Source organism: Pseudescherichia sp. L3 (assembly GCF_024656065.1).
Lineage (GTDB): Bacteria > Pseudomonadota > Gammaproteobacteria > Enterobacterales > Enterobacteriaceae > Pseudescherichia.
Genome location: NZ_JANKYC010000003.1, coordinates 1 through 19,206, shown reverse-complemented (window position 1 = coordinate 19,206; position 19,206 = coordinate 1). Strand labels below are relative to the sequence as shown.

31 protein-coding genes are annotated in these 19,206 nt (G+C 53.1%); 25 read left to right on the top strand and 6 right to left on the bottom strand.

What is annotated here, in order from left to right:
- Positions 1–94: 94 nt before the first annotated feature.
- From rplN to zntR, 19 genes are all read left to right on the top strand, one after another.
- Complete coding sequence (rplN, locus tag NR795_RS15380) at positions 95–466, top strand: 50S ribosomal protein L14 (protein ID WP_000613954.1); 372 nt, start codon at positions 95–97, stop codon at positions 464–466.
- A gap of 10 nt (positions 467–476) precedes the next feature.
- Positions 477–791: a 50S ribosomal protein L24 gene (rplX, locus tag NR795_RS15375; RefSeq protein ID WP_144819408.1), complete on the top strand. Its 315-nt coding sequence runs from the start codon at positions 477–479 to the stop codon at positions 789–791.
- 14 nt (positions 792–805) lie between these two features.
- Positions 806–1,345, top strand: coding sequence for a 50S ribosomal protein L5 (rplE, locus tag NR795_RS15370; protein WP_042396032.1), 540 nt, complete (start codon positions 806–808; stop codon positions 1,343–1,345).
- 14 nt (positions 1,346–1,359) lie between these two features.
- On the top strand, positions 1,360–1,665 hold the full coding sequence (gene rpsN, locus NR795_RS15365; protein ID WP_042396030.1) for a 30S ribosomal protein S14: 306 nt from the start codon (positions 1,360–1,362) through the stop codon (positions 1,663–1,665).
- Positions 1,666–1,698: 33 nt separating this feature from the next.
- Positions 1,699–2,091: a 30S ribosomal protein S8 gene (gene rpsH, locus NR795_RS15360; protein ID WP_042396027.1), complete on the top strand. Its 393-nt coding sequence runs from the start codon at positions 1,699–1,701 to the stop codon at positions 2,089–2,091.
- A gap of 12 nt (positions 2,092–2,103) precedes the next feature.
- Positions 2,104–2,637 (top strand): 50S ribosomal protein L6, encoded by a 534-nt coding sequence (gene rplF, locus NR795_RS15355; protein ID WP_042396022.1) that lies wholly within the window; start codon positions 2,104–2,106, stop codon positions 2,635–2,637.
- A 9-nt stretch (positions 2,638–2,646) separates the two neighbouring features.
- Positions 2,647–3,000 carry a 50S ribosomal protein L18 gene (rplR, locus tag NR795_RS15350; RefSeq protein ID WP_042396018.1) on the top strand — a complete coding sequence of 118 codons (354 nt, stop codon included), beginning with the start codon at positions 2,647–2,649 and terminating at the stop codon, positions 2,998–3,000.
- 14 nt (positions 3,001–3,014) lie between these two features.
- Entirely contained in the window at positions 3,015–3,518 is a 504-nt protein-coding gene (rpsE, locus tag NR795_RS15345; RefSeq protein ID WP_042396015.1) for a 30S ribosomal protein S5, read from the top strand.
- Between the two features lie 3 nt (positions 3,519–3,521).
- Positions 3,522–3,701, top strand: coding sequence for a 50S ribosomal protein L30 (rpmD, locus tag NR795_RS15340; RefSeq protein WP_103821895.1), 180 nt, complete (start codon positions 3,522–3,524; stop codon positions 3,699–3,701).
- 3 nt (positions 3,702–3,704) lie between these two features.
- Positions 3,705–4,139 carry a 50S ribosomal protein L15 gene (gene rplO, locus NR795_RS15335; RefSeq protein ID WP_039076819.1) on the top strand — a complete coding sequence of 145 codons (435 nt, stop codon included), beginning with the start codon at positions 3,705–3,707 and terminating at the stop codon, positions 4,137–4,139.
- Between the two features lie 7 nt (positions 4,140–4,146).
- The gene (secY, locus tag NR795_RS15330; RefSeq protein WP_042396006.1) at positions 4,147–5,478 is read left to right on the top strand and encodes a preprotein translocase subunit SecY; all 1,332 of its coding nucleotides are present in this window, start codon (positions 4,147–4,149) and stop codon (positions 5,476–5,478) included.
- A gap of 30 nt (positions 5,479–5,508) precedes the next feature.
- Entirely contained in the window at positions 5,509–5,625 is a 117-nt protein-coding gene (rpmJ, locus tag NR795_RS15325; protein WP_000868187.1) for a 50S ribosomal protein L36, read from the top strand.
- Between the two features lie 146 nt (positions 5,626–5,771).
- Entirely contained in the window at positions 5,772–6,128 is a 357-nt protein-coding gene (gene rpsM, locus NR795_RS15320; protein ID WP_042396003.1) for a 30S ribosomal protein S13, read from the top strand.
- 18 nt (positions 6,129–6,146) lie between these two features.
- Entirely contained in the window at positions 6,147–6,536 is a 390-nt protein-coding gene (gene rpsK, locus NR795_RS15315; RefSeq protein ID WP_034899652.1) for a 30S ribosomal protein S11, read from the top strand.
- Positions 6,537–6,569: 33 nt separating this feature from the next.
- Complete coding sequence (rpsD, locus tag NR795_RS15310) at positions 6,570–7,190, top strand: 30S ribosomal protein S4 (RefSeq protein WP_021265666.1); 621 nt, start codon at positions 6,570–6,572, stop codon at positions 7,188–7,190.
- Positions 7,191–7,215: 25 nt separating this feature from the next.
- Positions 7,216–8,205, top strand: coding sequence for a DNA-directed RNA polymerase subunit alpha (locus NR795_RS15305; protein ID WP_034461761.1), 990 nt, complete (start codon positions 7,216–7,218; stop codon positions 8,203–8,205).
- Between the two features lie 40 nt (positions 8,206–8,245).
- Positions 8,246–8,632 carry a 50S ribosomal protein L17 gene (rplQ, locus tag NR795_RS15300; protein WP_042395993.1) on the top strand — a complete coding sequence of 129 codons (387 nt, stop codon included), beginning with the start codon at positions 8,246–8,248 and terminating at the stop codon, positions 8,630–8,632.
- A gap of 112 nt (positions 8,633–8,744) precedes the next feature.
- Positions 8,745–9,113 (top strand): DUF1992 domain-containing protein, encoded by a 369-nt coding sequence (locus NR795_RS15295; RefSeq protein ID WP_154056354.1) that lies wholly within the window; start codon positions 8,745–8,747, stop codon positions 9,111–9,113.
- A 2-nt stretch (positions 9,114–9,115) separates the two neighbouring features.
- A complete protein-coding gene (gene zntR, locus NR795_RS15290; protein WP_257758663.1) occupies positions 9,116–9,547 on the top strand; it encodes a Zn(2+)-responsive transcriptional regulator in 432 nt (143 codons plus the stop codon).
- 54 nt (positions 9,548–9,601) lie between these two features.
- Here the strand turns inward: zntR and mscL are convergent, their stop codons facing one another.
- The 5 genes from mscL to def all read right to left on the bottom strand — a co-directional run bounded on the left by mscL (position 9,602) and on the right by def (position 14,303).
- On the bottom strand, positions 9,602–10,015 hold the full coding sequence (gene mscL, locus NR795_RS15285; protein ID WP_144819411.1) for a large-conductance mechanosensitive channel protein MscL: 414 nt from the start codon (positions 10,013–10,015) through the stop codon (positions 9,602–9,604).
- A 69-nt stretch (positions 10,016–10,084) separates the two neighbouring features.
- Positions 10,085–11,461 carry a Trk system potassium transporter TrkA gene (gene trkA, locus NR795_RS15280; RefSeq protein ID WP_103821899.1) on the bottom strand — a complete coding sequence of 459 codons (1,377 nt, stop codon included), beginning with the start codon at positions 11,459–11,461 and terminating at the stop codon, positions 10,085–10,087.
- A gap of 22 nt (positions 11,462–11,483) precedes the next feature.
- On the bottom strand, positions 11,484–12,773 hold the full coding sequence (gene rsmB, locus NR795_RS15275) for a 16S rRNA (cytosine(967)-C(5))-methyltransferase RsmB (RefSeq protein WP_144819412.1): 1,290 nt from the start codon (positions 12,771–12,773) through the stop codon (positions 11,484–11,486).
- Between the two features lie 52 nt (positions 12,774–12,825).
- Positions 12,826–13,773, bottom strand: a complete 948-nt coding sequence (fmt, locus tag NR795_RS15270) for a methionyl-tRNA formyltransferase (protein ID WP_257758661.1) — start codon at positions 13,771–13,773, stop codon at positions 12,826–12,828.
- A 20-nt stretch (positions 13,774–13,793) separates the two neighbouring features.
- On the bottom strand, positions 13,794–14,303 hold the full coding sequence (def, locus tag NR795_RS15265) for a peptide deformylase (RefSeq protein WP_042395985.1): 510 nt from the start codon (positions 14,301–14,303) through the stop codon (positions 13,794–13,796).
- 129 nt (positions 14,304–14,432) lie between these two features.
- On the opposite strand from def, the gene dprA reads away from it, so the two are divergent.
- The 6 genes from dprA to NR795_RS15235 are packed head-to-tail and all read left to right on the top strand — an operon-like array spanning position 14,433 to position 18,230.
- Positions 14,433–15,557, top strand: a complete 1,125-nt coding sequence (dprA, locus tag NR795_RS15260) for a DNA-protecting protein DprA (protein ID WP_257758660.1) — start codon at positions 14,433–14,435, stop codon at positions 15,555–15,557.
- The gene (gene smg, locus NR795_RS15255; RefSeq protein WP_042395982.1) at positions 15,529–16,002 is read left to right on the top strand and encodes a DUF494 family protein Smg; all 474 of its coding nucleotides are present in this window, start codon (positions 15,529–15,531) and stop codon (positions 16,000–16,002) included. The genes dprA and smg overlap by 29 nt, the downstream gene beginning before the upstream one ends.
- A gap of 26 nt (positions 16,003–16,028) precedes the next feature.
- Positions 16,029–16,583, top strand: coding sequence for a topoisomerase DNA-binding C4 zinc finger domain-containing protein (locus NR795_RS15250; RefSeq protein WP_257758658.1), 555 nt, complete (start codon positions 16,029–16,031; stop codon positions 16,581–16,583).
- Positions 16,576–17,148, top strand: a complete 573-nt coding sequence (gene tsaC / locus NR795_RS15245; RefSeq protein ID WP_144819416.1) for an L-threonylcarbamoyladenylate synthase type 1 TsaC — start codon at positions 16,576–16,578, stop codon at positions 17,146–17,148. The genes NR795_RS15250 and tsaC overlap by 8 nt, the downstream gene beginning before the upstream one ends.
- Before the next feature lie 3 nt (positions 17,149–17,151).
- Entirely contained in the window at positions 17,152–17,970 is an 819-nt protein-coding gene (gene aroE / locus NR795_RS15240; RefSeq protein ID WP_144819417.1) for a shikimate dehydrogenase, read from the top strand.
- On the top strand, positions 17,967–18,230 hold the full coding sequence (locus NR795_RS15235) for a DUF1488 domain-containing protein (RefSeq protein WP_257758657.1): 264 nt from the start codon (positions 17,967–17,969) through the stop codon (positions 18,228–18,230). Before aroE ends, NR795_RS15235 begins: the two co-directional genes overlap by 4 nt.
- Here the strand turns inward: NR795_RS15235 and NR795_RS15230 are convergent.
- Positions 18,200–18,760: a gamma carbonic anhydrase family protein gene (locus NR795_RS15230; protein ID WP_144819419.1), complete on the bottom strand. Its 561-nt coding sequence runs from the start codon at positions 18,758–18,760 to the stop codon at positions 18,200–18,202. The genes NR795_RS15235 and NR795_RS15230 overlap by 31 nt on opposite strands.
- Positions 18,761–19,206: the final 446 nt, after the last annotated feature.

The window sequence follows — 19,206 nt, the reverse complement described above, 5'->3', positions numbered from 1 at the left end:
GCGGTGTTATAATGCCGCGCCCTCGATATGGGGCTTTTTAATGACCCGAGATTTTGGGTCCCAAAGTAGTAGTTGACATTAGCGGAGCACTGAAATGATCCAAGAACAGACTATGCTGAACGTCGCCGACAACTCCGGTGCACGTCGCGTAATGTGTATCAAGGTTCTGGGTGGCTCGCACCGTCGCTACGCAGGCGTAGGCGACATCATCAAGATCACCATCAAGGAAGCAATTCCGCGTGGTAAGGTCAAAAAAGGTGATGTGCTGAAGGCGGTAGTGGTGCGCACCAAGAAGGGTGTTCGTCGCCCGGACGGTTCTGTCATTCGCTTCGATGGTAATGCATGCGTTATTTTAAACAATAACAGCGAGCAACCTATCGGTACGCGTATTTTTGGGCCGGTAACTCGTGAACTTCGTAATGAAAAGTTCATGAAAATTATCTCTCTGGCACCAGAAGTACTCTAAGGAGCGAATCATGGCAGCTAAAATCCGTCGTGATGACGAAGTTATCGTGTTAACCGGTAAAGATAAAGGTAAGCGCGGTAAAGTAAAAAATGTTCTGTCTTCCGGCAAAATCGTCGTTGAAGGTATCAACCTGGTCAAGAAACACCAGAAGCCGGTTCCGGCTCTGAACCAGCCAGGTGGCATCGTAGAGAAAGAAGCAGCTATTCAGATCTCTAACGTTGCACTCTTCAATGCGGCAACCGGCAAGGCTGACCGTGTAGGCTTTAGATTCGAAGACGGCAAAAAAGTCCGTTTCTTCAAGTCTAACAGCGAAACTATCAAGTAATTTGGAGTAGTACGATGGCGAAACTGCATGATTACTACAAAGACGAAGTAGTTAACAAACTCATGACTGAGTTTAGCTACAATTCTGTCATGCAAGTCCCTCGGGTCGAGAAGATCACCCTGAACATGGGTGTTGGTGAAGCGATCGCTGACAAGAAGCTGCTGGATAACGCAGTAGCTGACCTGGCAGCAATCTCCGGTCAAAAACCGTTTGTCACCAAAGCACGCAAATCTGTTGCAGGCTTCAAAATCCGTCAGGGCTATCCGATCGGCTGTAAAGTAACTCTGCGTGGCGAACGCATGTGGGAGTTCTTTGAGCGCCTGATCACTATTGCTGTACCGCGTATCCGTGACTTCCGTGGCCTGTCCGCTAAGTCATTCGATGGTCGTGGTAACTACAGCATGGGTGTCCGTGAGCAGATCATCTTCCCAGAAATCGATTACGACAAAGTCGATCGTGTACGTGGTTTGGATATTACCATCACCACTACCGCGAATTCTGATGAAGAAGGCCGTGCTCTGCTGGCTGCCTTTGACTTCCCGTTCCGCAAGTAAGGTAGGGTTACTTAATGGCTAAGCAATCAATGAAAGCACGCGAAGTAAAGCGCGTAGCTTTAGCTGATAAATTCTTCGCTAAACGCGCTGAACTGAAAGCTATCATCTCTGATGTGAACGCTTCCGACGAAGATCGTTGGAACGCAGTTCTGAAGCTGCAGACTCTGCCGCGTGATTCCAGCCCGTCTCGTCAGCGTAACCGCTGCCGTCAAACTGGTCGTCCGCACGCTTTCCTGCGGAAGTTCGGGTTGAGCCGTATTAAGGTCCGTGAAGCCGCTATGCGCGGTGAAATCCCGGGTCTTAAAAAGGCTAGCTGGTAATTGTCACCAATTGAATCACGGGAGTAAAGACAGATGAGCATGCAAGATCCGATCGCGGATATGCTGACCCGTATCCGTAACGGTCAGGCCGCGAACAAAGCTGCGGTCACCATGCCTTCCTCCAAGCTGAAAGTGGCAATTGCCAACGTGCTGAAGGAAGAAGGTTTTATTGAAGAATTTAAAGTTGAAGGCGACACCAAGCCTGAACTGGAAGTGACTCTTAAGTACTTCCAGGGCAAAGCTGTTGTAGAAAGCATTCAGCGTGTCAGCCGCCCAGGTCTGCGCATCTATAAGAAAAAAGATGAGCTGCCGAAAGTTATGGCGGGTCTGGGTATCGCAGTTGTTTCTACCTCTAAAGGTGTTATGACTGATCGTGCAGCGCGCCAAGCTGGTCTTGGTGGCGAAATTATCTGCTACGTAGCCTAATCGGAGGAAAAAATGTCTCGTGTTGCTAAAGCACCGGTCGTTGTTCCTGCCGGCGTTGATGTAAAAATCAACGGTCAGGTTATTACGATCAAAGGTAAAAACGGCGAGCTGACTCGTACTCTCAACGATGCTGTTGAAGTGAATCATGCAGATAATGCACTGACCTTCGGTCCGCGTGATGGTTACGTAGATGGTTGGGCTCAGGCTGGTACCGCGCGTGCCCTGCTGAATTCAATGGTTATCGGTGTTACCGAAGGCTTCACTAAGAAGCTGCAGCTGGTTGGTGTAGGTTATCGTGCAGCAGTCAAAGGGAATGCAGTAAACCTGTCTCTGGGTTTCTCGCATCCTGTTGAGCATCAGCTGCCAGCGGGGATCACCGCAGAATGTCCGACTCAGACTGAAATCGTGCTGAAAGGCGCTGATAAGCAGATGATCGGTCAGGTTGCAGCAGATCTGCGCGCCTACCGTCGTCCTGAGCCTTATAAAGGCAAGGGTGTTCGTTACGCCGACGAAGTCGTGCGTACCAAAGAGGCTAAGAAGAAGTAAGGTAACACTATGGATAAGAAATCTGCTCGTATCCGTCGTGCGACCCGCGCACGCCGCAAGCTCCAGGAGCTGGGTGCAACTCGCCTGGTGGTACATCGTACCCCGCGTCATATTTACGCACAGGTAATTGCTCCGAATGGTTCTGAAGTTCTGGTAGCTGCTTCTACTGTAGAAAAAGCTATCGCTGAACAACTGAAGTTCACCGGAAACAAAGACGCAGCCGCAGCTGTAGGTAAAGCTGTTGCAGAACGCGCTCTGGAAAAAGGCATCAAAGATGTTTCTTTTGACCGTTCCGGGTTCCAATATCATGGTCGTGTCCAGGCACTGGCAGATGCTGCCCGTGAAGCTGGCCTTCAGTTCTAAGGTAGAGGTGTAAGATGTCACACATCGAAAAACAAGCTGGCGAACTGCAGGAAAAGCTGATCGCGGTTAACCGCGTATCTAAAACCGTAAAAGGTGGTCGTATTTTCTCCTTCACAGCTCTGACTGTAGTAGGCGATGGTAACGGTCGCGTTGGTTTTGGTTACGGTAAAGCGCGTGAAGTTCCAGCAGCGATCCAGAAAGCGATGGAGAAAGCCCGTCGCAACATGATTAACGTCGCGCTGAACCACGGCACCCTGCAGCACCCGGTTAAAGGTGTGCACACGGGTTCTCGTGTATTCATGCAGCCGGCTTCAGAAGGTACCGGTATCATCGCCGGTGGTGCAATGCGCGCCGTTCTGGAAGTCGCTGGGGTTCATAACGTTCTGGCTAAAGCCTATGGTTCCACCAACCCGATCAACGTGGTTCGTGCAACTATCGACGGCCTGGAAAATATGAATTCTCCAGAAATGGTCGCTGCCAAGCGTGGTAAATCCGTTGAAGAAATTCTGGGGAAATAAGCCATGGCAAAGACTATTAAAATTACTCAAACCCGCAGTGCAATCGGTCGTCTGCCGAAACACAAGGCAACGCTGCTTGGCCTGGGTCTGCGTCGTATTGGTCACACCGTAGAACGCGAGGATACTCCCGCTGTTCGTGGTATGGTTAACGCGATTTCCTTCATGGTTAAAGTTGAGGAGTAAGAGATGCGTTTAAATACTCTGTCTCCGGCCGAAGGCTCTAAAAAGGCGGGTAAACGCCTGGGTCGTGGTATCGGTTCTGGCCTCGGTAAAACCGGTGGTCGTGGTCACAAAGGTCAGAACTCTCGTTCTGGCGGTGGCGTACGTCGCGGTTTCGAGGGTGGTCAGATGCCTCTGTACCGTCGTCTGCCGAAATTCGGTTTCACTTCGCGTAAAGCAATGATCACGGCAGAAGTTCGTCTGTCCGATCTGGCTAAAGTAGAAGGCGACGTAGTTGACCTGAACACGCTGAAAGCGGCAAACATTATCGGTATCCAGATCGAGTTCGCGAAAGTGATCCTGTCTGGTGAAGTTTCTACTCCGGTAACTGTTCGTGGCCTGCGTGTTACTAAAGGCGCTCGTGCTGCTATCGAAGCTGCTGGCGGTAAAATCGAGGAATAAGTAGCAGATGGCTAAACAACCGGGATTAGATTTTCAAAGTGCCAAAGGTGGCTTAGGCGAGCTGAAACGCAGACTGTTGTTTGTAATCGGTGCGCTTATTGTGTTCCGTATTGGCTCTTTTATTCCGATCCCTGGTATTGATGCCGCTGTACTTGCCAAACTGCTTGAGCAACAGCGAGGCACCATCATTGAGATGTTTAACATGTTCTCTGGTGGTGCTCTCAGCCGAGCTTCAATCTTTGCCCTGGGCATTATGCCGTATATTTCGGCCTCTATTATTGTCCAGCTGCTGACGGTGGTTTACCCACCGCTGGCAGAGCTGAAGAAAGAAGGGGAGTCTGGTCGTCGTAAGATCAGCCAGTACACCCGTTACGGCACTCTGGTGCTGGCAATATTCCAGTCGATCGGTATTGCTACCGGTCTACCGAATATGCCTGGTATGCAGGGCCTGGTAATGAATCCAGGCTTTGCATTCTATTTCACCGCTGTTGTAAGTCTGGTCACAGGAACGATGTTCCTGATGTGGCTCGGCGAACAGATTACTGAACGTGGTATCGGCAACGGTATCTCGATCATTATCTTCGCTGGTATCGTTGCGGGACTCCCGCCAGCCATTGCCCATACGATCGAGCAAGCGCGTCAAGGCGACCTGCACTTCCTCCTGTTGCTGTTGGTTGCAGTATTAGTATTTGCAGTGACGTTCTTTGTTGTGTTTGTTGAACGTGGTCAACGCCGCATTGTGGTAAACTACGCGAAACGCCAGCAGGGTCGTCGTGTCTATGCTGCACAGAGCACACATTTACCGCTGAAAGTGAATATGGCGGGGGTAATCCCGGCAATCTTCGCTTCCAGTATTATTCTGTTCCCAGCGACCATCGCGTCATGGTTCGGGAATGGTACTGGTTGGAACTGGCTGACAACAATTTCGCTGTATTTGCAGCCTGGGCAACCGCTTTATGTGTTACTCTATGCGACTGCAATCATCTTCTTCTGTTTCTTCTACACGGCGTTGGTTTTCAACCCGCGTGAAACAGCAGATAACCTGAAGAAGTCCGGTGCATTTGTACCAGGAATTCGTCCGGGAGAACAAACGGCGAAGTACATCGATAAAGTAATGACCCGCCTGACTCTGGTCGGTGCGCTCTACATTACCTTTATCTGCCTGATCCCGGAGTTCATGCGTGATGCAATGAAAGTACCGTTCTACTTCGGTGGAACCTCACTGCTCATCGTTGTTGTCGTGATTATGGACTTTATGGCTCAAGTGCAAACTCTGATGATGTCGAGTCAGTATGAGTCTGCATTGAAGAAGGCGAACCTGAAAGGCTATAGCCGCTAAAGGTCGCTCGAGAAGTTACGGAGAGTAAAAATGAAAGTTCGTGCTTCCGTCAAGAAATTATGCCGTAACTGCAAAATCGTTAAGCGTGATGGCGTCATCCGCGTGATTTGCAGTGCCGAGCCGAAGCATAAACAGCGCCAAGGCTGATTATTTCGCATATTTTTCTTGCAAAGTTGGGTTGAGCTGGCTAGATTAGCCAGCCAATCTTTTGTATGTCTGTACGTTTCCATTTGAGTATCCTGAAAACGGGCTTTTCAGCATGGGGCGTACATATTAAATAGTAGGAGTGCATAGTGGCCCGTATAGCAGGCATTAACATTCCTGATCAGAAACACGCCGTAATCGCATTAACGTCGATCTACGGTGTCGGCAAGACCCGTTCTAAAGCCATTCTGGCTTCTGCGGGTATCGCTGAAGATGTTAAGATCAGTGAGCTGTCTGAAGAACAAATCGACACGCTGCGTGACGAAGTTGCCAAATTTGTCGTTGAAGGTGATCTGCGCCGTGAAGTTAGCATGAGCATCAAGCGCCTTATGGATCTTGGTTGCTATCGCGGTTTGCGTCATCGTCGTGGTCTGCCAGTGCGCGGTCAGCGTACTAAGACCAACGCACGTACCCGTAAGGGTCCGCGCAAACCGATCAAGAAATAATCGGGGTGATTGAATAAAATGGCAAAGGCACCAGTTCGTGCACGTAAGCGTGTAAGAAAACAAGTCTCTGACGGCGTGGCTCATGTCCATGCTTCTTTTAACAACACCATCGTAACTATTACCGATCGTCAGGGTAATGCGCTGGGTTGGGCAACAGCCGGTGGTTCCGGTTTCCGTGGTTCTCGCAAATCTACTCCGTTCGCAGCTCAGGTTGCAGCAGAGCGTTGCGCTGACGCCGTAAAAGAATACGGTATCAAGAATCTGGAAGTTATGGTTAAAGGTCCGGGTCCAGGCCGCGAATCTACTATTCGTGCTCTGAACGCCGCTGGTTTCCGCATCACTAATATTACTGATGTGACTCCGATCCCTCATAACGGTTGTCGTCCGCCGAAAAAACGCCGCGTATAACGCTGTCGTTTCCAGGTTTGTTGGAGAAAGAAAATGGCAAGATATTTGGGTCCTAAGCTCAAGCTGAGCCGTCGTGAGGGCACCGACTTATTCCTTAAGTCTGGCGTTCGCGCGATCGATACCAAGTGTAAAATTGAACAAGCTCCTGGCCAGCACGGTGCGCGTAAACCGCGTCTGTCTGACTATGGTGTACAGTTGCGTGAAAAGCAGAAAGTTCGCCGTATGTACGGTGTTCTGGAGCGTCAGTTCCGTAACTACTATAAAGAAGCAGCTCGTCTGAAAGGCAACACGGGTGAAAACCTGCTGGCTCTGCTCGAAGGTCGTCTGGACAACGTAGTATACCGTATGGGCTTTGGCGCAACTCGCGCGGAAGCACGTCAGCTCGTTAGCCATAAAGCAATCATGGTAAACGGCCGCGTTGTTAACATCGCTTCTTATCAGGTAACTCCGAATGACGTAGTTAGCATCCGTGAGAAAGCCAAAAAGCAATCTCGCGTGAAGGCCGCTCTGGAGTTGGCTGAGCAGCGTGAAAAGCCAACCTGGCTGGAAGTTGATGCTGGCAAGATGGAAGGTACGTACAAGCGCAAGCCTGAGCGTTCTGATCTGTCTGCGGACATTAACGAACACCTGATCGTCGAGCTTTACTCCAAGTAAAGCTTAGTACCAAAGAGAGGACACAATGCAGGGTTCTGTGACAGAGTTTCTAAAACCGCGCCTGGTAGATATCGAGCAAGTGAGTTCGACGCACGCCAAGGTGACCCTTGAGCCTTTAGAGCGTGGCTTTGGCCATACTCTGGGTAACGCACTGCGCCGTATTCTGCTCTCATCGATGCCGGGTTGTGCGGTGACCGAGGTTGAGATTGATGGTGTACTACATGAGTACAGCACCAAAGAAGGCGTTCAGGAAGATATCCTGGAGATCCTGCTCAACCTGAAAGGGCTGGCGGTGAGAGTTCAAGGTAAAGATGATGTTATTCTTACCCTGAATAAATCTGGCATTGGCCCTGTGACTGCAGCCGACATCACCCACGACGGTGATGTCGAAATCGTCAAGCCGCAGCACGTGATCTGCCACCTGACCGATGAGAACGCATCTATTAGCATGCGTATCAAAGTTCAGCGCGGTCGTGGTTATGTGCCGGCTTCTGCCCGAATTCATTCGGAAGAAGATGAGCGCCCAATTGGCCGTCTGCTGGTTGACGCATGCTATAGCCCTGTAGAGCGTATTGCCTACAATGTTGAAGCAGCGCGTGTAGAGCAGCGTACCGACCTGGACAAGCTGGTCATCGAAATGGAAACCAACGGCACAATCGATCCTGAAGAGGCGATTCGTCGTGCGGCAACCATCCTGGCAGAACAACTGGAAGCTTTCGTTGACTTACGTGATGTACGTCAGCCGGAAGTGAAAGAAGAGAAACCAGAATTCGATCCGATCCTGCTGCGCCCTGTTGACGATCTGGAATTGACTGTCCGCTCTGCTAACTGCCTTAAAGCAGAAGCTATCCACTATATCGGTGATCTGGTACAGCGTACCGAGGTTGAGCTACTTAAAACGCCTAACCTGGGTAAAAAATCTCTTACCGAGATTAAAGACGTGCTGGCCTCACGTGGTCTGTCTCTGGGCATGCGCCTGGAAAACTGGCCGCCGGCAAGCATTGCTGACGAGTAACCGGATCACAGGTTAAGGTTTTACTGAGAAGGATAAGGTCATGCGCCATCGTAAGAGTGGTCGTCAACTGAACCGCAACAGCAGCCATCGCCAGGCTATGTTCCGCAATATGGCAGGTTCACTGGTTCGTCATGAGATCATCAAGACGACCCTGCCTAAAGCGAAAGAGCTGCGCCGCGTAGTTGAGCCGCTGATTACTCTTGCCAAGACTGATAGCGTAGCTAATCGTCGTCTGGCATTCGCCCGTACTCGTGATAACGAGATCGTGGCAAAACTGTTTAACGAGCTGGGCCCGCGTTTCGCGAGCCGTGCCGGTGGTTACACTCGCATTCTGAAGTGTGGCTTCCGTGCAGGCGACAACGCTCCGATGGCTTACATCGAGCTGGTTGATCGTTCTGAATCGCAAGCAGAAGCTGCTGCAGAGTAATCTGTAGCAACATAAAAAGACCCGCTTCGGCGGGTTTTTTTATTTCTCTCATCCCACCTTCCTCGTCCTGCTAAAATAGCCTTGAGCTTACGTTCATCCCCCGGAGTTGACTATGTGGTTACTCGATCAGTGGGCAGAACGCCATATTCGTGATGCCCAGCAACAAGGTGAATTTGATAACCTTCCCGGTAGCGGTGAGCCGCTGCGCCTCGATGATGACGCGCATGTCCCCCCTGAACTGCGGGCAGGCTATCGACTACTGAAGAATGCCGGCTGTTTGCCGCCGGAGCTGGCCCAGCGTAAAGAGGCCATGGCGCTGGCCGATCTGTTAAAGACGGTACAGCGGGATCATCCTGACTATCATGAGCTTAGTCGTAGATTAGCCCTGCTTGAACTCCAGCTGCGCCAGGCTGGTTTAAGCACCGACTTTTTGCGCGGTGAGTATGCCGATAAACTGATGAAAAAAATGGGTGAGGAGTAGCGATGTACCGAATTGGAGAGCTGGCAAAGCTCGCAGAGGTGACGCCTGATACCGTTCGCTATTATGAAAAGCAGCAGATGATGGATCATGAGGTGCGAACCCAGGGCGGTTTCCGTCTGTATACCGACGGCGATCTTCAGCGGCTAAAGTTTATTCGTCATGCGCGGCAGCTTGGTTTTACTCTGGAATCGATCCGCGAGCTGCTGTCGATCCGTATCGATCCCGAGCACCATACCTGCCAGGAGTCAAAAGGCATTGTTCAGTCTCGCCTAAGCGAGGTTGAGGCGCGGATTGCAGAGTTGCAGGTCATGCGTCGCTCCCTTCAGCGGCTTAATGACGCCTGCTGCGGCATGGCCCATAGCAGCGTTTACTGTTCGATTTTGGAAGCGCTGGAGCAGGGTGGGATAAAGGATGCTGGTCAGAAAGGGTGTTAATACTGTAAAAGGCCAGCGGCAAAAGCGTGACTCACCTTTGCCGCTGACTTTCTGTTAAGGACGGCTGTTTTGCTCTTTAAGCAGGTCGCGGATCTCGGTCAGCAGTAACTCCTCTTTAGAGGGGGCTGCTGGGGCTTTGGGTTCTTCTTTCTTCTTCTGATGAAGCCGGTTAATCAGCTTAATCGCCATAAAGATCGCAAATGCCACGATCAGAAAATCAAAAATGTTCTGAATGAATACGCCGTAGTGCATGACAACCGCAGGGAGGTCACCCTGAGCCGGACGCAGCGTCCACGCGAACTGTTTGAAATCAACGCCGCCGATCAGCAGGCCGAGGGGAGGCATAATGATATCGGCAACCAGCGACGAGACAATTTTACCGAACGCCGCACCAATGATGACCCCGACGGCCAGATCGATAACGTTGCCGCGCATGGCGAATGCGCGAAACTCTTTTAACAAACTCATTTGATTCTCCTTATGCCAAAGACCCACTAAGTCTAACAAAGGTCTCTTTAATTTCCATTTCCTGGGCCATTACAGGAAGAAGGGGCTGGGTTGGAACAGCCGTTCTACATCGGTAATAAATTTTTTGTCCGTCAGAAACATAATAACGTGGTCGCCTTGCTCAATACGCAAATTATCGTTAGCAATCATAACGTCGTTACCGCGCACAACTGCCCCAATGATCGTTCCTGGCGGCAGCTTAATTTCATCAATCACTCGGCCTACGACGCGGGAAGTACTCTCATCACCATGTGCCACAGCCTCGATCGCCTCGGCAACGCCCCGACGCAGAGAGGAGACACCCACAATATCTGCTTTACGCACGTGGCTAAGCAGCGCAGAGATCGTTGCCTCCTGCGGGGAGATAGCGATATCAATGACGCTGCCCTGCACGAGGTCAACGTAGGCGCGGCGCTGGATCAGCACCATCACTTTTTTCGCCCCCATACGCTTGGCCAGCATGGCGGACATAATGTTGGCTTCATCGTCATTGGTAACGGCAATGAAAAGATCCACCTGATCGATATGCTCTTCCGCCAGCAACTCCTGATCCGACGCATCACCGTAGAAGACGATCGTATTTTGCAACTTCTCGGCTAGCTCCGCCGCCCGGCGCTGATCGCGCTCGATCAACTTAACGCTGTAGTCCTTCTCCAGCTGGCTTGCGAGGCCTGCGCCTATGTTACCGCCACCTACCAGCATAATGCGCTTATAGGGTTTTTCCAGACGCTGTAGCTCGCTCATGACGGCACGAATATGCTGTGATGCCGCGATAAAAAATACTTCATCGCCTGCTTCAACAATGGTCGATCCCTGCGGGCGGATCGGCCTGTCGTGACGAAAGATGGCGGCAACCCGGGTGTCGATATGCGGCATATGCTCGCGCATAATCGAAAGGGCGTTACCCACCAGCGGACCGCCGTAGTAGGCCTTCACCACCGCGAGGCTTACTTTACCTTCGGCAAAGTTAACGACCTGCAGTGCGCCAGGATATTCAATCAGACGATAGATGCTGTCGATCACCAGCTGCTCGGGGGCAATCAGATGATCGATAGGTACGGCATCGGTATTGAACAGCTTGTCTGCATCACGCACATAGTCAGGCGCACGAATACGCGCGATGCGGTTGGGCGTATTAAACAGCGAGTAGGCGACCTGGCAGGCAACCATATTGGTTTCATCGGAGCTGGTTACGGCAACGAGCATATCCGCATCGTCCGCGCCTGCTTCACGCAAAACGCGGGGGTGCGAGCCATGCCCTTGAACGACACGCAGGTCAAACTTATCCTGCAACATGTGCAGGCGATCGCCATTGATATCAACAACGGTAATGTCATTGTTTTCACCGACCAGGTTTTCGGCCAGCGTGCCGCCGACCTGTCCTGCACCCAGAATGATTATTTTCATCAGCTGCGACTCGTCATCTCAATCACTGTTTGATTAGCTTAGCGTAATAGAAGCCGTCACCCTCTTCCGCACCCGGAAGATTTTGCTGTCCCGGCTGCGCTGGCGTACCTGTACCGTTCAGCTGTGCATTCGGCGTTCGCTTGAGGAACTCAGCAATTTGCAGGCTGTTCTCCTCCGGGAGAACGGAACAGGTGGCATACACCAGGGTACCGCCCGGTTTCAGGTGCGGCCAGATGGCGTCGAGAATAGCAGACTGTAGCTGGACTAGCTCCGGGATATCACGATCGCGGCGCAGCCACTTGATATCCGGATGGCGGCGGATCACCCCCGTCGCCGAGCAGGGGGCATCAAGCAGAATACGATCGAACGTCTGGTCGCCGCACCACTGGGAAGGGAATCGGCCGTCGCCCTGCTTAACCTGCGCCTTCACTCCCAGACGCTTCAGGTTATCGTAGACGCGGGAGAGGCGCTGTTCATCAACGTCAACTGCCAGGACGCTGGCTTCAGGAGCGACTTCCAGAATATGGGTTGTTTTACCCCCCGGCGCGGCACAGAGATCGAGGATCTGCTCGCCGTTTTGCGGCTCCAGAAAATTCATGCAGCCCTGGGCCGAGGCGTCCTGTACCGTCACCCAGCCCTGATCGAAGCCGGGCAGAGCCTGCACCGGGGCAGGCGAGGCCAGGCGCACGGCATCGGGATAATCGTTATGAGGAAAACCCTGCTGACCGGAGGCCTCCAGCAGCGCCAGCCAGGCATCGCGGGAGTGGTGGTTGCGGTTCACGCGTAGCCACATCGGCGGACGCAGGTTGTTAGCCTCAACGATATGCTCCCACTGCTGCGGGTAGGCTTTTTGCAGGCGCTTAAGCAGCCAGTCAGGATGCAAAAAACGGCTTTCGCTGGTGGCAAACTCTGCCAGCAGCGGCTCCTGCTGACGCTGGAACTGGCGCAGTACGCCGTTAATCAGGCCTTTTAGCTGTGGACGCTTAATCGCTACTGCACCCTCTACCGTTTCCGCTAAGGCAGCGTGCGGCGGAACGCGGGTATAGAGCAGCTGATAAAACCCAACCATGATCAGATAGTGAAGGGTGCGCTGCTTGCCGGTCATCGGCCGGGACATCAGCTTATTGATGAGCCACTCCATTTGGGAGAGTGTGCGCAGCACGCCAAAGCACAGCTCTTGAAGCAGGGCTTTATCTTTATCCGAGACTTTCTGCTGCAGAGCAGGGAGGACGTTACTAAGCGACTGACCCTGCTCAACAACCTGTTCGATGGCCTGCGCTGCCATGCTGCGTAAATTGATTGTTTTTTTCATAACCGCAAAAATAAAAATGCCCGGCAACACCGGGCGTTAAAGGTAGGGGCCGTCAGGCCAGACGGTGACCGGGAATAAACCATTCGCGACGGGAGTTCAGGAGATCCTGCGCACTCATCGCTTTTTTACCTGCCGGCTGCAGCGACTCCAGATTCAGAATGCCGTCGGCGGTCGCAACCTGAATACCCTGTTTATTGGCATCAACAATCGTGCCTGGCTCAGCGCCGGTCTGCTGGTTGATTACCGACGCCTTCCAGACTTTCACCGGCTGCTCGTCGATCTCCAGCCAGCTCATCGGCCATGGATTAAAGGCCCGGATGCAGCGCTCAAGCTGCGCCGCAGAGAGCGACCAGTCGATGCGCGCTTCCTCTTTGCTGAGCTTTTCAGCGTAGGTGACGAGCGCCTCATCCTGTACCTGCGGCTGGGCAGTGCCCTGTGCCAGCTGGTCCAGAGTTTCGATTAACCCCTGCGGGCCAAGTTCTGCGAGCTTATCGTAGAGCGAGGCGCTGGTATCTTCGGCGGTAATTGGACAGGCAAGCTTGTAGAGCATATCGCCGGTGTCCAGCCCCACGTCCATCTGCATAATGGTAACGCCCGTTTCGGCATCGCCCGCCCACAGCGAACGCTGAATGGGAGCCGCCCCGCGCCAGCGCGGCAGCAGAGAACCGTGAACGTTAATGCAGCCGAGGCGCGGCATATCAAGTACTGCCTTCGGCAGGATGAGGCCATAGGCAACGACGACCATGACGTCAGCGTTGAGATCGGCAACCAGCTGCTGGTTCTCCTGCGGGCGCAAAGAGACGGGCTGAAAGACAGGTAGGCCTTTCGCTTCAGCCAGCACCTTCACCGGACCCGGCATCAGTTTTTTACCGCGCCCGGCGGGCCTGTCTGGCTGGGTAAAGACGCCAACCACCTGGTGTCCGGATGACAGCAGCGCGTCAAGATGACGCGCGGCAAAGTCAGGCGTACCGGCAAAAATAATACGTAGTGAATCCGACACGTTGATCCTTTTGGCTTCGGTTATGCACGCCCGTTCAGGCGGTCCAGTTTTTCCACTTTCTGGCGAATGCGCTGACGCTTCATCGGCGACAGATAGTCGATAAACAGTTTGCCGACCAGGTGATCCATTTCATGCTGAATACAGATGGCCAGCAGGCCGTCGGCTTCCAGCTCAAAGGATTTACCTTCGCGATCGAGGGCGCGAATTTTTACTTTTTCCGCGCGTGGAACCAGCGCACGCTGCTCAGGGATTGACAGACAACCCTCTTCAATACCGGTCTCGCCGCTCTTTTCCAGCAATTCTGGGTTAATGAGCACCAGCTGCTCGTCGCGGTTTTCAGAGACATCAATAACAATAATACGTTGGTGGATATCAACCTGCGTGGCGGCAAGACCAATACCCTCTTCGGCGTACATCGTTTCAAACATATCATCAACGATGCGCTGAATTTCTGCATTCACTTCTTTTACCGGCGCAGCGACTTTGCGAAGACGCTCGTCCGGAATATGTAACACGTGCAAAACTGACATAAATACCCAGGAGTTGTGTTCAGGAGTTGAAAAGATCGTTACCACTATTCTAGACAAATCCCCCTCCGATTGACAGCATCAGTGACCAATCGCAAAGATTGCAACCGCCCCGTGTGGCAAGGGACAAGGATGACTTTGACAGAGATTTGGCTGCGGCTGATCCACCTCGGTGAACTCTATGGCGAACGGATGCTGGAGGCCGCACATTTTTTAGCATCTCATCCCCATCCCGATGCAAAAACGCTTTCGCTCGCCGGGCTGACGGCAAAACAGAGCGCGCGGTTTTTCGCTGTCTCTACCCGCGATATCGACAGCACGCTTGCGTGGCTGGCTCTGCCTGAGCATCACCTGCTGTTGGCGAGCGATGGGGACTACCCGCCAACGCTGCGTGCTATTCCTGATTTCCCCGGCGCGCTGTTTGTGAAGGGAGATGTGAGCCTGCTCACTACCCCGCAGCTGGCCGTGGTGGGTAGCCGAGCAAACTCATGGTATGGCGAGCGCTGGGGAGGTCATTTTTGCGAACGGCTCGCGGCGTGCGGCTTAACAATTACCAGCGGGCTGGCGTTAGGCATCGATGGGATTGCCCATCGCAGCGCGCTGCGCAGCGGAGGTAAAAGCCTTGCGGTGCTGGGTAACGGTCTGCAACAGATCTATCCCCGTCGGCATGCTGCCCTGGCGGCGGAGCTTATTGAGGCTGGTGGCGCGCTGGTATCAGAGTTTCCACTGGCAGCACTGCCCAGACCGGGTAACTTTCCCCGGCGTAACCGGGTTATCAGCGGCCTTAGCCAGGGCGTGCTGGTGGTGGAGGCTGCCCTGCGTAGTGGATCCCTGGTAACCGCCCGTTGCGCGATGGATCAGGGGCGGGAAGTCTTTGCGCTGCCCGGCGCGTTGGGCAGTCCCGGTAGCGAAGGCCCTCACTGGCTGATCCAGCAGGGGGCGATGTTGGTCAGCACCCCAGAGGAGATCCTCGAAAATCTACATCAGGGTTTACCCTGGCTACACAATGCACGCGAAAAACCAATTTATTCGTCAGAACACCGAGCGGCGGCATTGCCATTTCCTGAGCTCCTGGCTAACGTAGGAGATGAGGTAACACCTGTTGACGTCGTCGCTGAACGTGCCGGCCAACCTGTGCCAGTGATTGTGGCCCAGCTACTCGAACTGGAGTTAGCAGGATGGATCGCAGCTGTACCCGGCGGCTATGTCCGATTAAGGAGGGCAAGCCATGTTCGACGTACTAATGTATTTGTTTGAGACTTATATCCACAACGAAGCAGAACTGCGTGTGGATCAGGACAAACTTGAACGGGACCTCACTGACGCCGGTTTTGACCGTGAGGATATCTACAACGCGCTACTGTGGCTGGAGAAGCTTGCTGACTATCAGGAAGGCCTCGCCGAACCGATGCAGCTTGCCTCAGACCCTCTCTCTCTGCGTATCTATACTGCAGAAGAGTGTGAACGGCTGGATGCCAGCTGCCGGGGTTTCCTGTTATTCCTCGAGCAGATTCAGGTGCTAAACCTCGAAACACGAGAAATGGTGATTGAGCGCGTGCTGGCGCTGGATACGGCAGAGTTCGAGCTGGAAGATCTCAAGTGGGTCATCCTGATGGTGCTCTTCAATATCCCAGGCTGTGAAAATGCCTATCAGCAGATGGAAGAATTACTCTTTGAAGTGAATGAAGGTATGCTGCACTAACTATCGTCGCAGCATCAAGAGTTGTTATGGCCAAATCAGCACTGTTTTCGGTGTCTAATCAAGAGCCCTGCCCGCAGTGCGGGGCTCCGCTTGTTATTCGGACCGGGAAACGCGGGCCGTTTCTTGGTTGTTCCCACTATCCTGAATGTGACTATGTCCGCTCCCTGAAAAGCCAGGCCGATGGACATATCGTCAAGGTTCTGGAGGGGCAGCTGTGCCCACTTTGCCAGTCTGTGCTGGTGCTTCGCCAGGGGCGCTTCGGTATGTTTATTGGCTGTAGCCAATATCCGGAATGCGGACATACGGAAACAATCGATAAACCCGACGACACGACCATTACCTGTCCGCAGTGCAAGCAGGGCACCCTCGTCCAGCGACGTTCACGCTATGGCAAAACCTTCCACTCCTGCGATCGCTATCCGGAGTGCCAGTTTGTTATCAATTTTAAACCGGTAGCAGGCGAGTGCCCGACGTGTCACTACCCGCTACTTATAGAGAAGAAAATCGTGCAGGGCGTTAAATGCTTCTGTGCCAGTAAACAATGTGGAAAGCCGGTCACGGCGGAAAAGAACAGTGAATAATAACCTGCCCTCAGGCGCTATCGCGGATGCGGTGGCGGTACTGAATAGAGAAGATGTCATCGCCTATCCCACCGAAGCTGTTTTTGGCGTCGGCTGCGACCCCGACAGTGAAACGGCGGTTAACCGCCTTCTGGTATTAAAACAGCGTCCGGTAGAGAAGGGGTTGATCCTTATTGCTGCCAGCTTTGAGCAACTGAAACCTTATATAGATGAGCAGGCGTTAAATGATGCCCAGCGAGAAGCGGTATTTGCCTGCTGGCCTGGACCGGTGACCTTTGTTTTCCCGGCAAAACCGACAACGCCGCGCTGGCTGACCGGGCGCTTTGACTCCCTGGCCGTACGGGTTACCGATCATCCGCTGGTGGTGGAGCTGTGCAAGGCTTACGGTAAACCGTTGGTCTCTACCAGCGCTAATCTTACCGGTCTGCCGCCGTGCCGGACAACCGAGGAGGTGCGCGCGCAGTTTGGCGATGCGTTTCCGGTTGTAGAAGGTGAAACCGGCGGGCGTGAAAATCCGTCTGAAATTCGTGACGCATTGACCGGCGAACGTTTTCGCCAGGGGTGATCTATGGAATCCTATGCCGTTTTTGGTAATCCCATTGCACACAGTAAATCGCCGTTTATTCATCAGCAGTTTGCGCAGCAGTTGCAGATAGCTCACCCTTACGGGCGCGTTCTGGCTCCCGTTGATGATTTTATTGCGACGCTAAACGCTTTTTTCGCTGCGGGCGGAAAGGGGGCTAACGTCACCGTTCCCTTTAAAGAAGAAGCGTTTGCCCGGGCGGATGAGCTGACGGAGCGCGCGGCGCTTGCCGGTGCGGTTAATACGCTCAAGCGTCTTGATGATGGCCGTCTGCTGGGGGATAACACCGACGGCATTGGCCTACTCAGCGATCTGCAGCGGCTAGGATTCATTAAGCCAGGCTTTCGCATTCTGCTGATTGGTGCAGGTGGCGCGTCACGCGGCGTACTGCTGCCGCTGCTCTCTCTCGACTGTGCGGTAACCATAACCAATCGGACTTTTGCTCGAGCCGAAGAGCTGGCGACGTTATTCGCCCATACCGGCAGCGTTAGCGCCGTCGCGATGAAGGATCTTGTCGGGCACGAGTTTGATCTTATTATCAACGCCACTTCCAGCGGCATCAGTGGGGAAACGCCGCAGATCCCTGGCTCCCTGATCGATAGCCATAGTCACTGCTATGACATGTTCTATCAAAAAGGAGAGACGCCGTTTCTCCGCTGGTGTGAACAGCATGGTGCAAAACAGCGTGCGGATGGGTTGGGGATGCTGGTGGCGCAGGCTGCTCATGCGGTACTGCTCTGGCATGGCGTGCTGCCGGAAACCGCCCTGGTGATTGAACGACTCAAGCAGGAGCTGGCCGCGTGAACCAGGCGATTCACTTTCCCGATCGGGAAGCGTGGCATAACGAACTGAACGCCATCTGCTTCCCGGTGCTGGTTAACGGCATGCAGCTTAGCTGTGCGATTAAAGCCGAAACGCTGGCAAACCGGTTCGGCGGCGAGACGCCAGCCCAGTGGCTGGCGCTTTTTCAGGAGCATCGCTGGGATCTGGAAGAGGAGGCCGAACAGCTGATCCGACGCCAGCAGGAGGACGATCAGGGTTGGGTGTGGCTCTCCTGCGCCTGATCCAGATAGTCGTCTTTCCATTTCACATAGTTATTGGCGGAGTACAGCAGCCCCGCAATCTCCGCCTCGGTCAGAGGGCGGATCTGTTTAACCGGGCTGCCTAAATAGAGAAAGCCGCTCGCCAGACGCTTATTCTGCGGTACCAGGCTACCGGCGCCAATCATCACGTCATCCTCTACAACTACACCATCCAGCAAAATGGATCCCATTCCGACCAGCACTCTGTTGCCCACCGTGCAGCCGTGCAGCATCACTTTATGCCCTACCGTCACATCTTCACCAATAGTGAGCGGATTACCGTCCGGGTTATAGGAAGATTTATGGGTCACGTGCAGCACGCTGCCATCCTGAATATTGCTGCGGGCACCAATCTGCACGTAATTCACATCGCCGCGGATCGCAACCAGCGGCCAGATGCCAACGTCATCAGCCACTCTGACATCGCCGATCACCACGCTGGTGGCATCAATCATCACGCGCTGACCTATTTTAGGGTAGAGATCTTTATAAGAACGTAGAGCAGCTGACATAGTTACCTCGTCAAAACAGAAGTTATAGTGATGACTTTGGTAGCTTTAGAGGCCTGGCGCAAGCCCTTTACACGCCAAAATTTAAGCAGATCGCACAGGATCTCAGCATAAAGAGTGAAAAAGCGGCGGTCGGAAAAAAAGATCCAAAAAAGGGTTGTGCAAAAAAATGGGATCCCTATAATGCGCCTCCATCGAAACGGCAAACGTGAATCACTTCACGGAAACAGCCGGTCCGGTTGAAGAGAAAAAATTCTGAAATTGAGGGTTGACTCTGAAAGAGGAAAACGTATTATACGGGACCTCGCAACGGTGAGCGAAAGCCGCGTTGCACTGCTCTTTAACAATTTATCAGACAATCTGTGTGGGCACTCGAAGACATGGATTCTTAACGTCGCAAGACGCTAAATGAATACCAAGTCTCTGGAGTGAACATACGTAATTCATTA

Excerpts from the sequence above, each read along its gene's own strand:
- rpsK (WP_034899652.1), top strand. The coding sequence starts at position 6,147 with ATGGCAAAGGCACCAGTTCGTGCACGTAAGCGTGTAAGAAAACAAGTC.
- rplO (WP_039076819.1), top strand. The coding sequence starts at position 3,705 with ATGCGTTTAAATACTCTGTCTCCGGCCGAAGGCTCTAAAAAGGCGGGT.
- rplR (WP_042396018.1), top strand. The coding sequence starts at position 2,647 with ATGGATAAGAAATCTGCTCGTATCCGTCGTGCGACCCGCGCACGCCGC.
- secY (WP_042396006.1), top strand. The coding sequence starts at position 4,147 with ATGGCTAAACAACCGGGATTAGATTTTCAAAGTGCCAAAGGTGGCTTA.
- trkA (WP_103821899.1), bottom strand. The coding sequence starts at position 11,461 with ATGAAAATAATCATTCTGGGTGCAGGACAGGTCGGCGGCACGCTGGCC.
- aroE (WP_144819417.1), top strand. The coding sequence starts at position 17,152 with ATGGAATCCTATGCCGTTTTTGGTAATCCCATTGCACACAGTAAATCG.
- rplN (WP_000613954.1), top strand. The coding sequence starts at position 95 with ATGATCCAAGAACAGACTATGCTGAACGTCGCCGACAACTCCGGTGCA.
- rpmD (WP_103821895.1), top strand. The coding sequence starts at position 3,522 with ATGGCAAAGACTATTAAAATTACTCAAACCCGCAGTGCAATCGGTCGT.
- rpsH (WP_042396027.1), top strand. The coding sequence starts at position 1,699 with ATGAGCATGCAAGATCCGATCGCGGATATGCTGACCCGTATCCGTAAC.
- rpsE (WP_042396015.1), top strand. The coding sequence starts at position 3,015 with ATGTCACACATCGAAAAACAAGCTGGCGAACTGCAGGAAAAGCTGATC.
- mscL (WP_144819411.1), bottom strand. The coding sequence starts at position 10,015 with ATGAGTTTGTTAAAAGAGTTTCGCGCATTCGCCATGCGCGGCAACGTT.
- NR795_RS15230 (WP_144819419.1), bottom strand. The coding sequence starts at position 18,760 with ATGTCAGCTGCTCTACGTTCTTATAAAGATCTCTACCCTAAAATAGGT.
- NR795_RS15295 (WP_154056354.1), top strand. The coding sequence starts at position 8,745 with ATGTGGTTACTCGATCAGTGGGCAGAACGCCATATTCGTGATGCCCAG.
- rplF (WP_042396022.1), top strand. The coding sequence starts at position 2,104 with ATGTCTCGTGTTGCTAAAGCACCGGTCGTTGTTCCTGCCGGCGTTGAT.
- rplX (WP_144819408.1), top strand. The coding sequence starts at position 477 with ATGGCAGCTAAAATCCGTCGTGATGACGAAGTTATCGTGTTAACCGGT.
- rpmJ (WP_000868187.1), top strand. The coding sequence starts at position 5,509 with ATGAAAGTTCGTGCTTCCGTCAAGAAATTATGCCGTAACTGCAAAATC.
- smg (WP_042395982.1), top strand. The coding sequence starts at position 15,529 with ATGTTCGACGTACTAATGTATTTGTTTGAGACTTATATCCACAACGAA.
- dprA (WP_257758660.1), top strand. The coding sequence starts at position 14,433 with ATGACTTTGACAGAGATTTGGCTGCGGCTGATCCACCTCGGTGAACTC.
- def (WP_042395985.1), bottom strand. The coding sequence starts at position 14,303 with ATGTCAGTTTTGCACGTGTTACATATTCCGGACGAGCGTCTTCGCAAA.
- rplE (WP_042396032.1), top strand. The coding sequence starts at position 806 with ATGGCGAAACTGCATGATTACTACAAAGACGAAGTAGTTAACAAACTC.
- zntR (WP_257758663.1), top strand. The coding sequence starts at position 9,116 with ATGTACCGAATTGGAGAGCTGGCAAAGCTCGCAGAGGTGACGCCTGAT.
- rplQ (WP_042395993.1), top strand. The coding sequence starts at position 8,246 with ATGCGCCATCGTAAGAGTGGTCGTCAACTGAACCGCAACAGCAGCCAT.
- rpsD (WP_021265666.1), top strand. The coding sequence starts at position 6,570 with ATGGCAAGATATTTGGGTCCTAAGCTCAAGCTGAGCCGTCGTGAGGGC.
- NR795_RS15250 (WP_257758658.1), top strand. The coding sequence starts at position 16,029 with ATGGCCAAATCAGCACTGTTTTCGGTGTCTAATCAAGAGCCCTGCCCG.
- rsmB (WP_144819412.1), bottom strand. The coding sequence starts at position 12,773 with ATGAAAAAAACAATCAATTTACGCAGCATGGCAGCGCAGGCCATCGAA.
- rpsN (WP_042396030.1), top strand. The coding sequence starts at position 1,360 with ATGGCTAAGCAATCAATGAAAGCACGCGAAGTAAAGCGCGTAGCTTTA.
- NR795_RS15305 (WP_034461761.1), top strand. The coding sequence starts at position 7,216 with ATGCAGGGTTCTGTGACAGAGTTTCTAAAACCGCGCCTGGTAGATATC.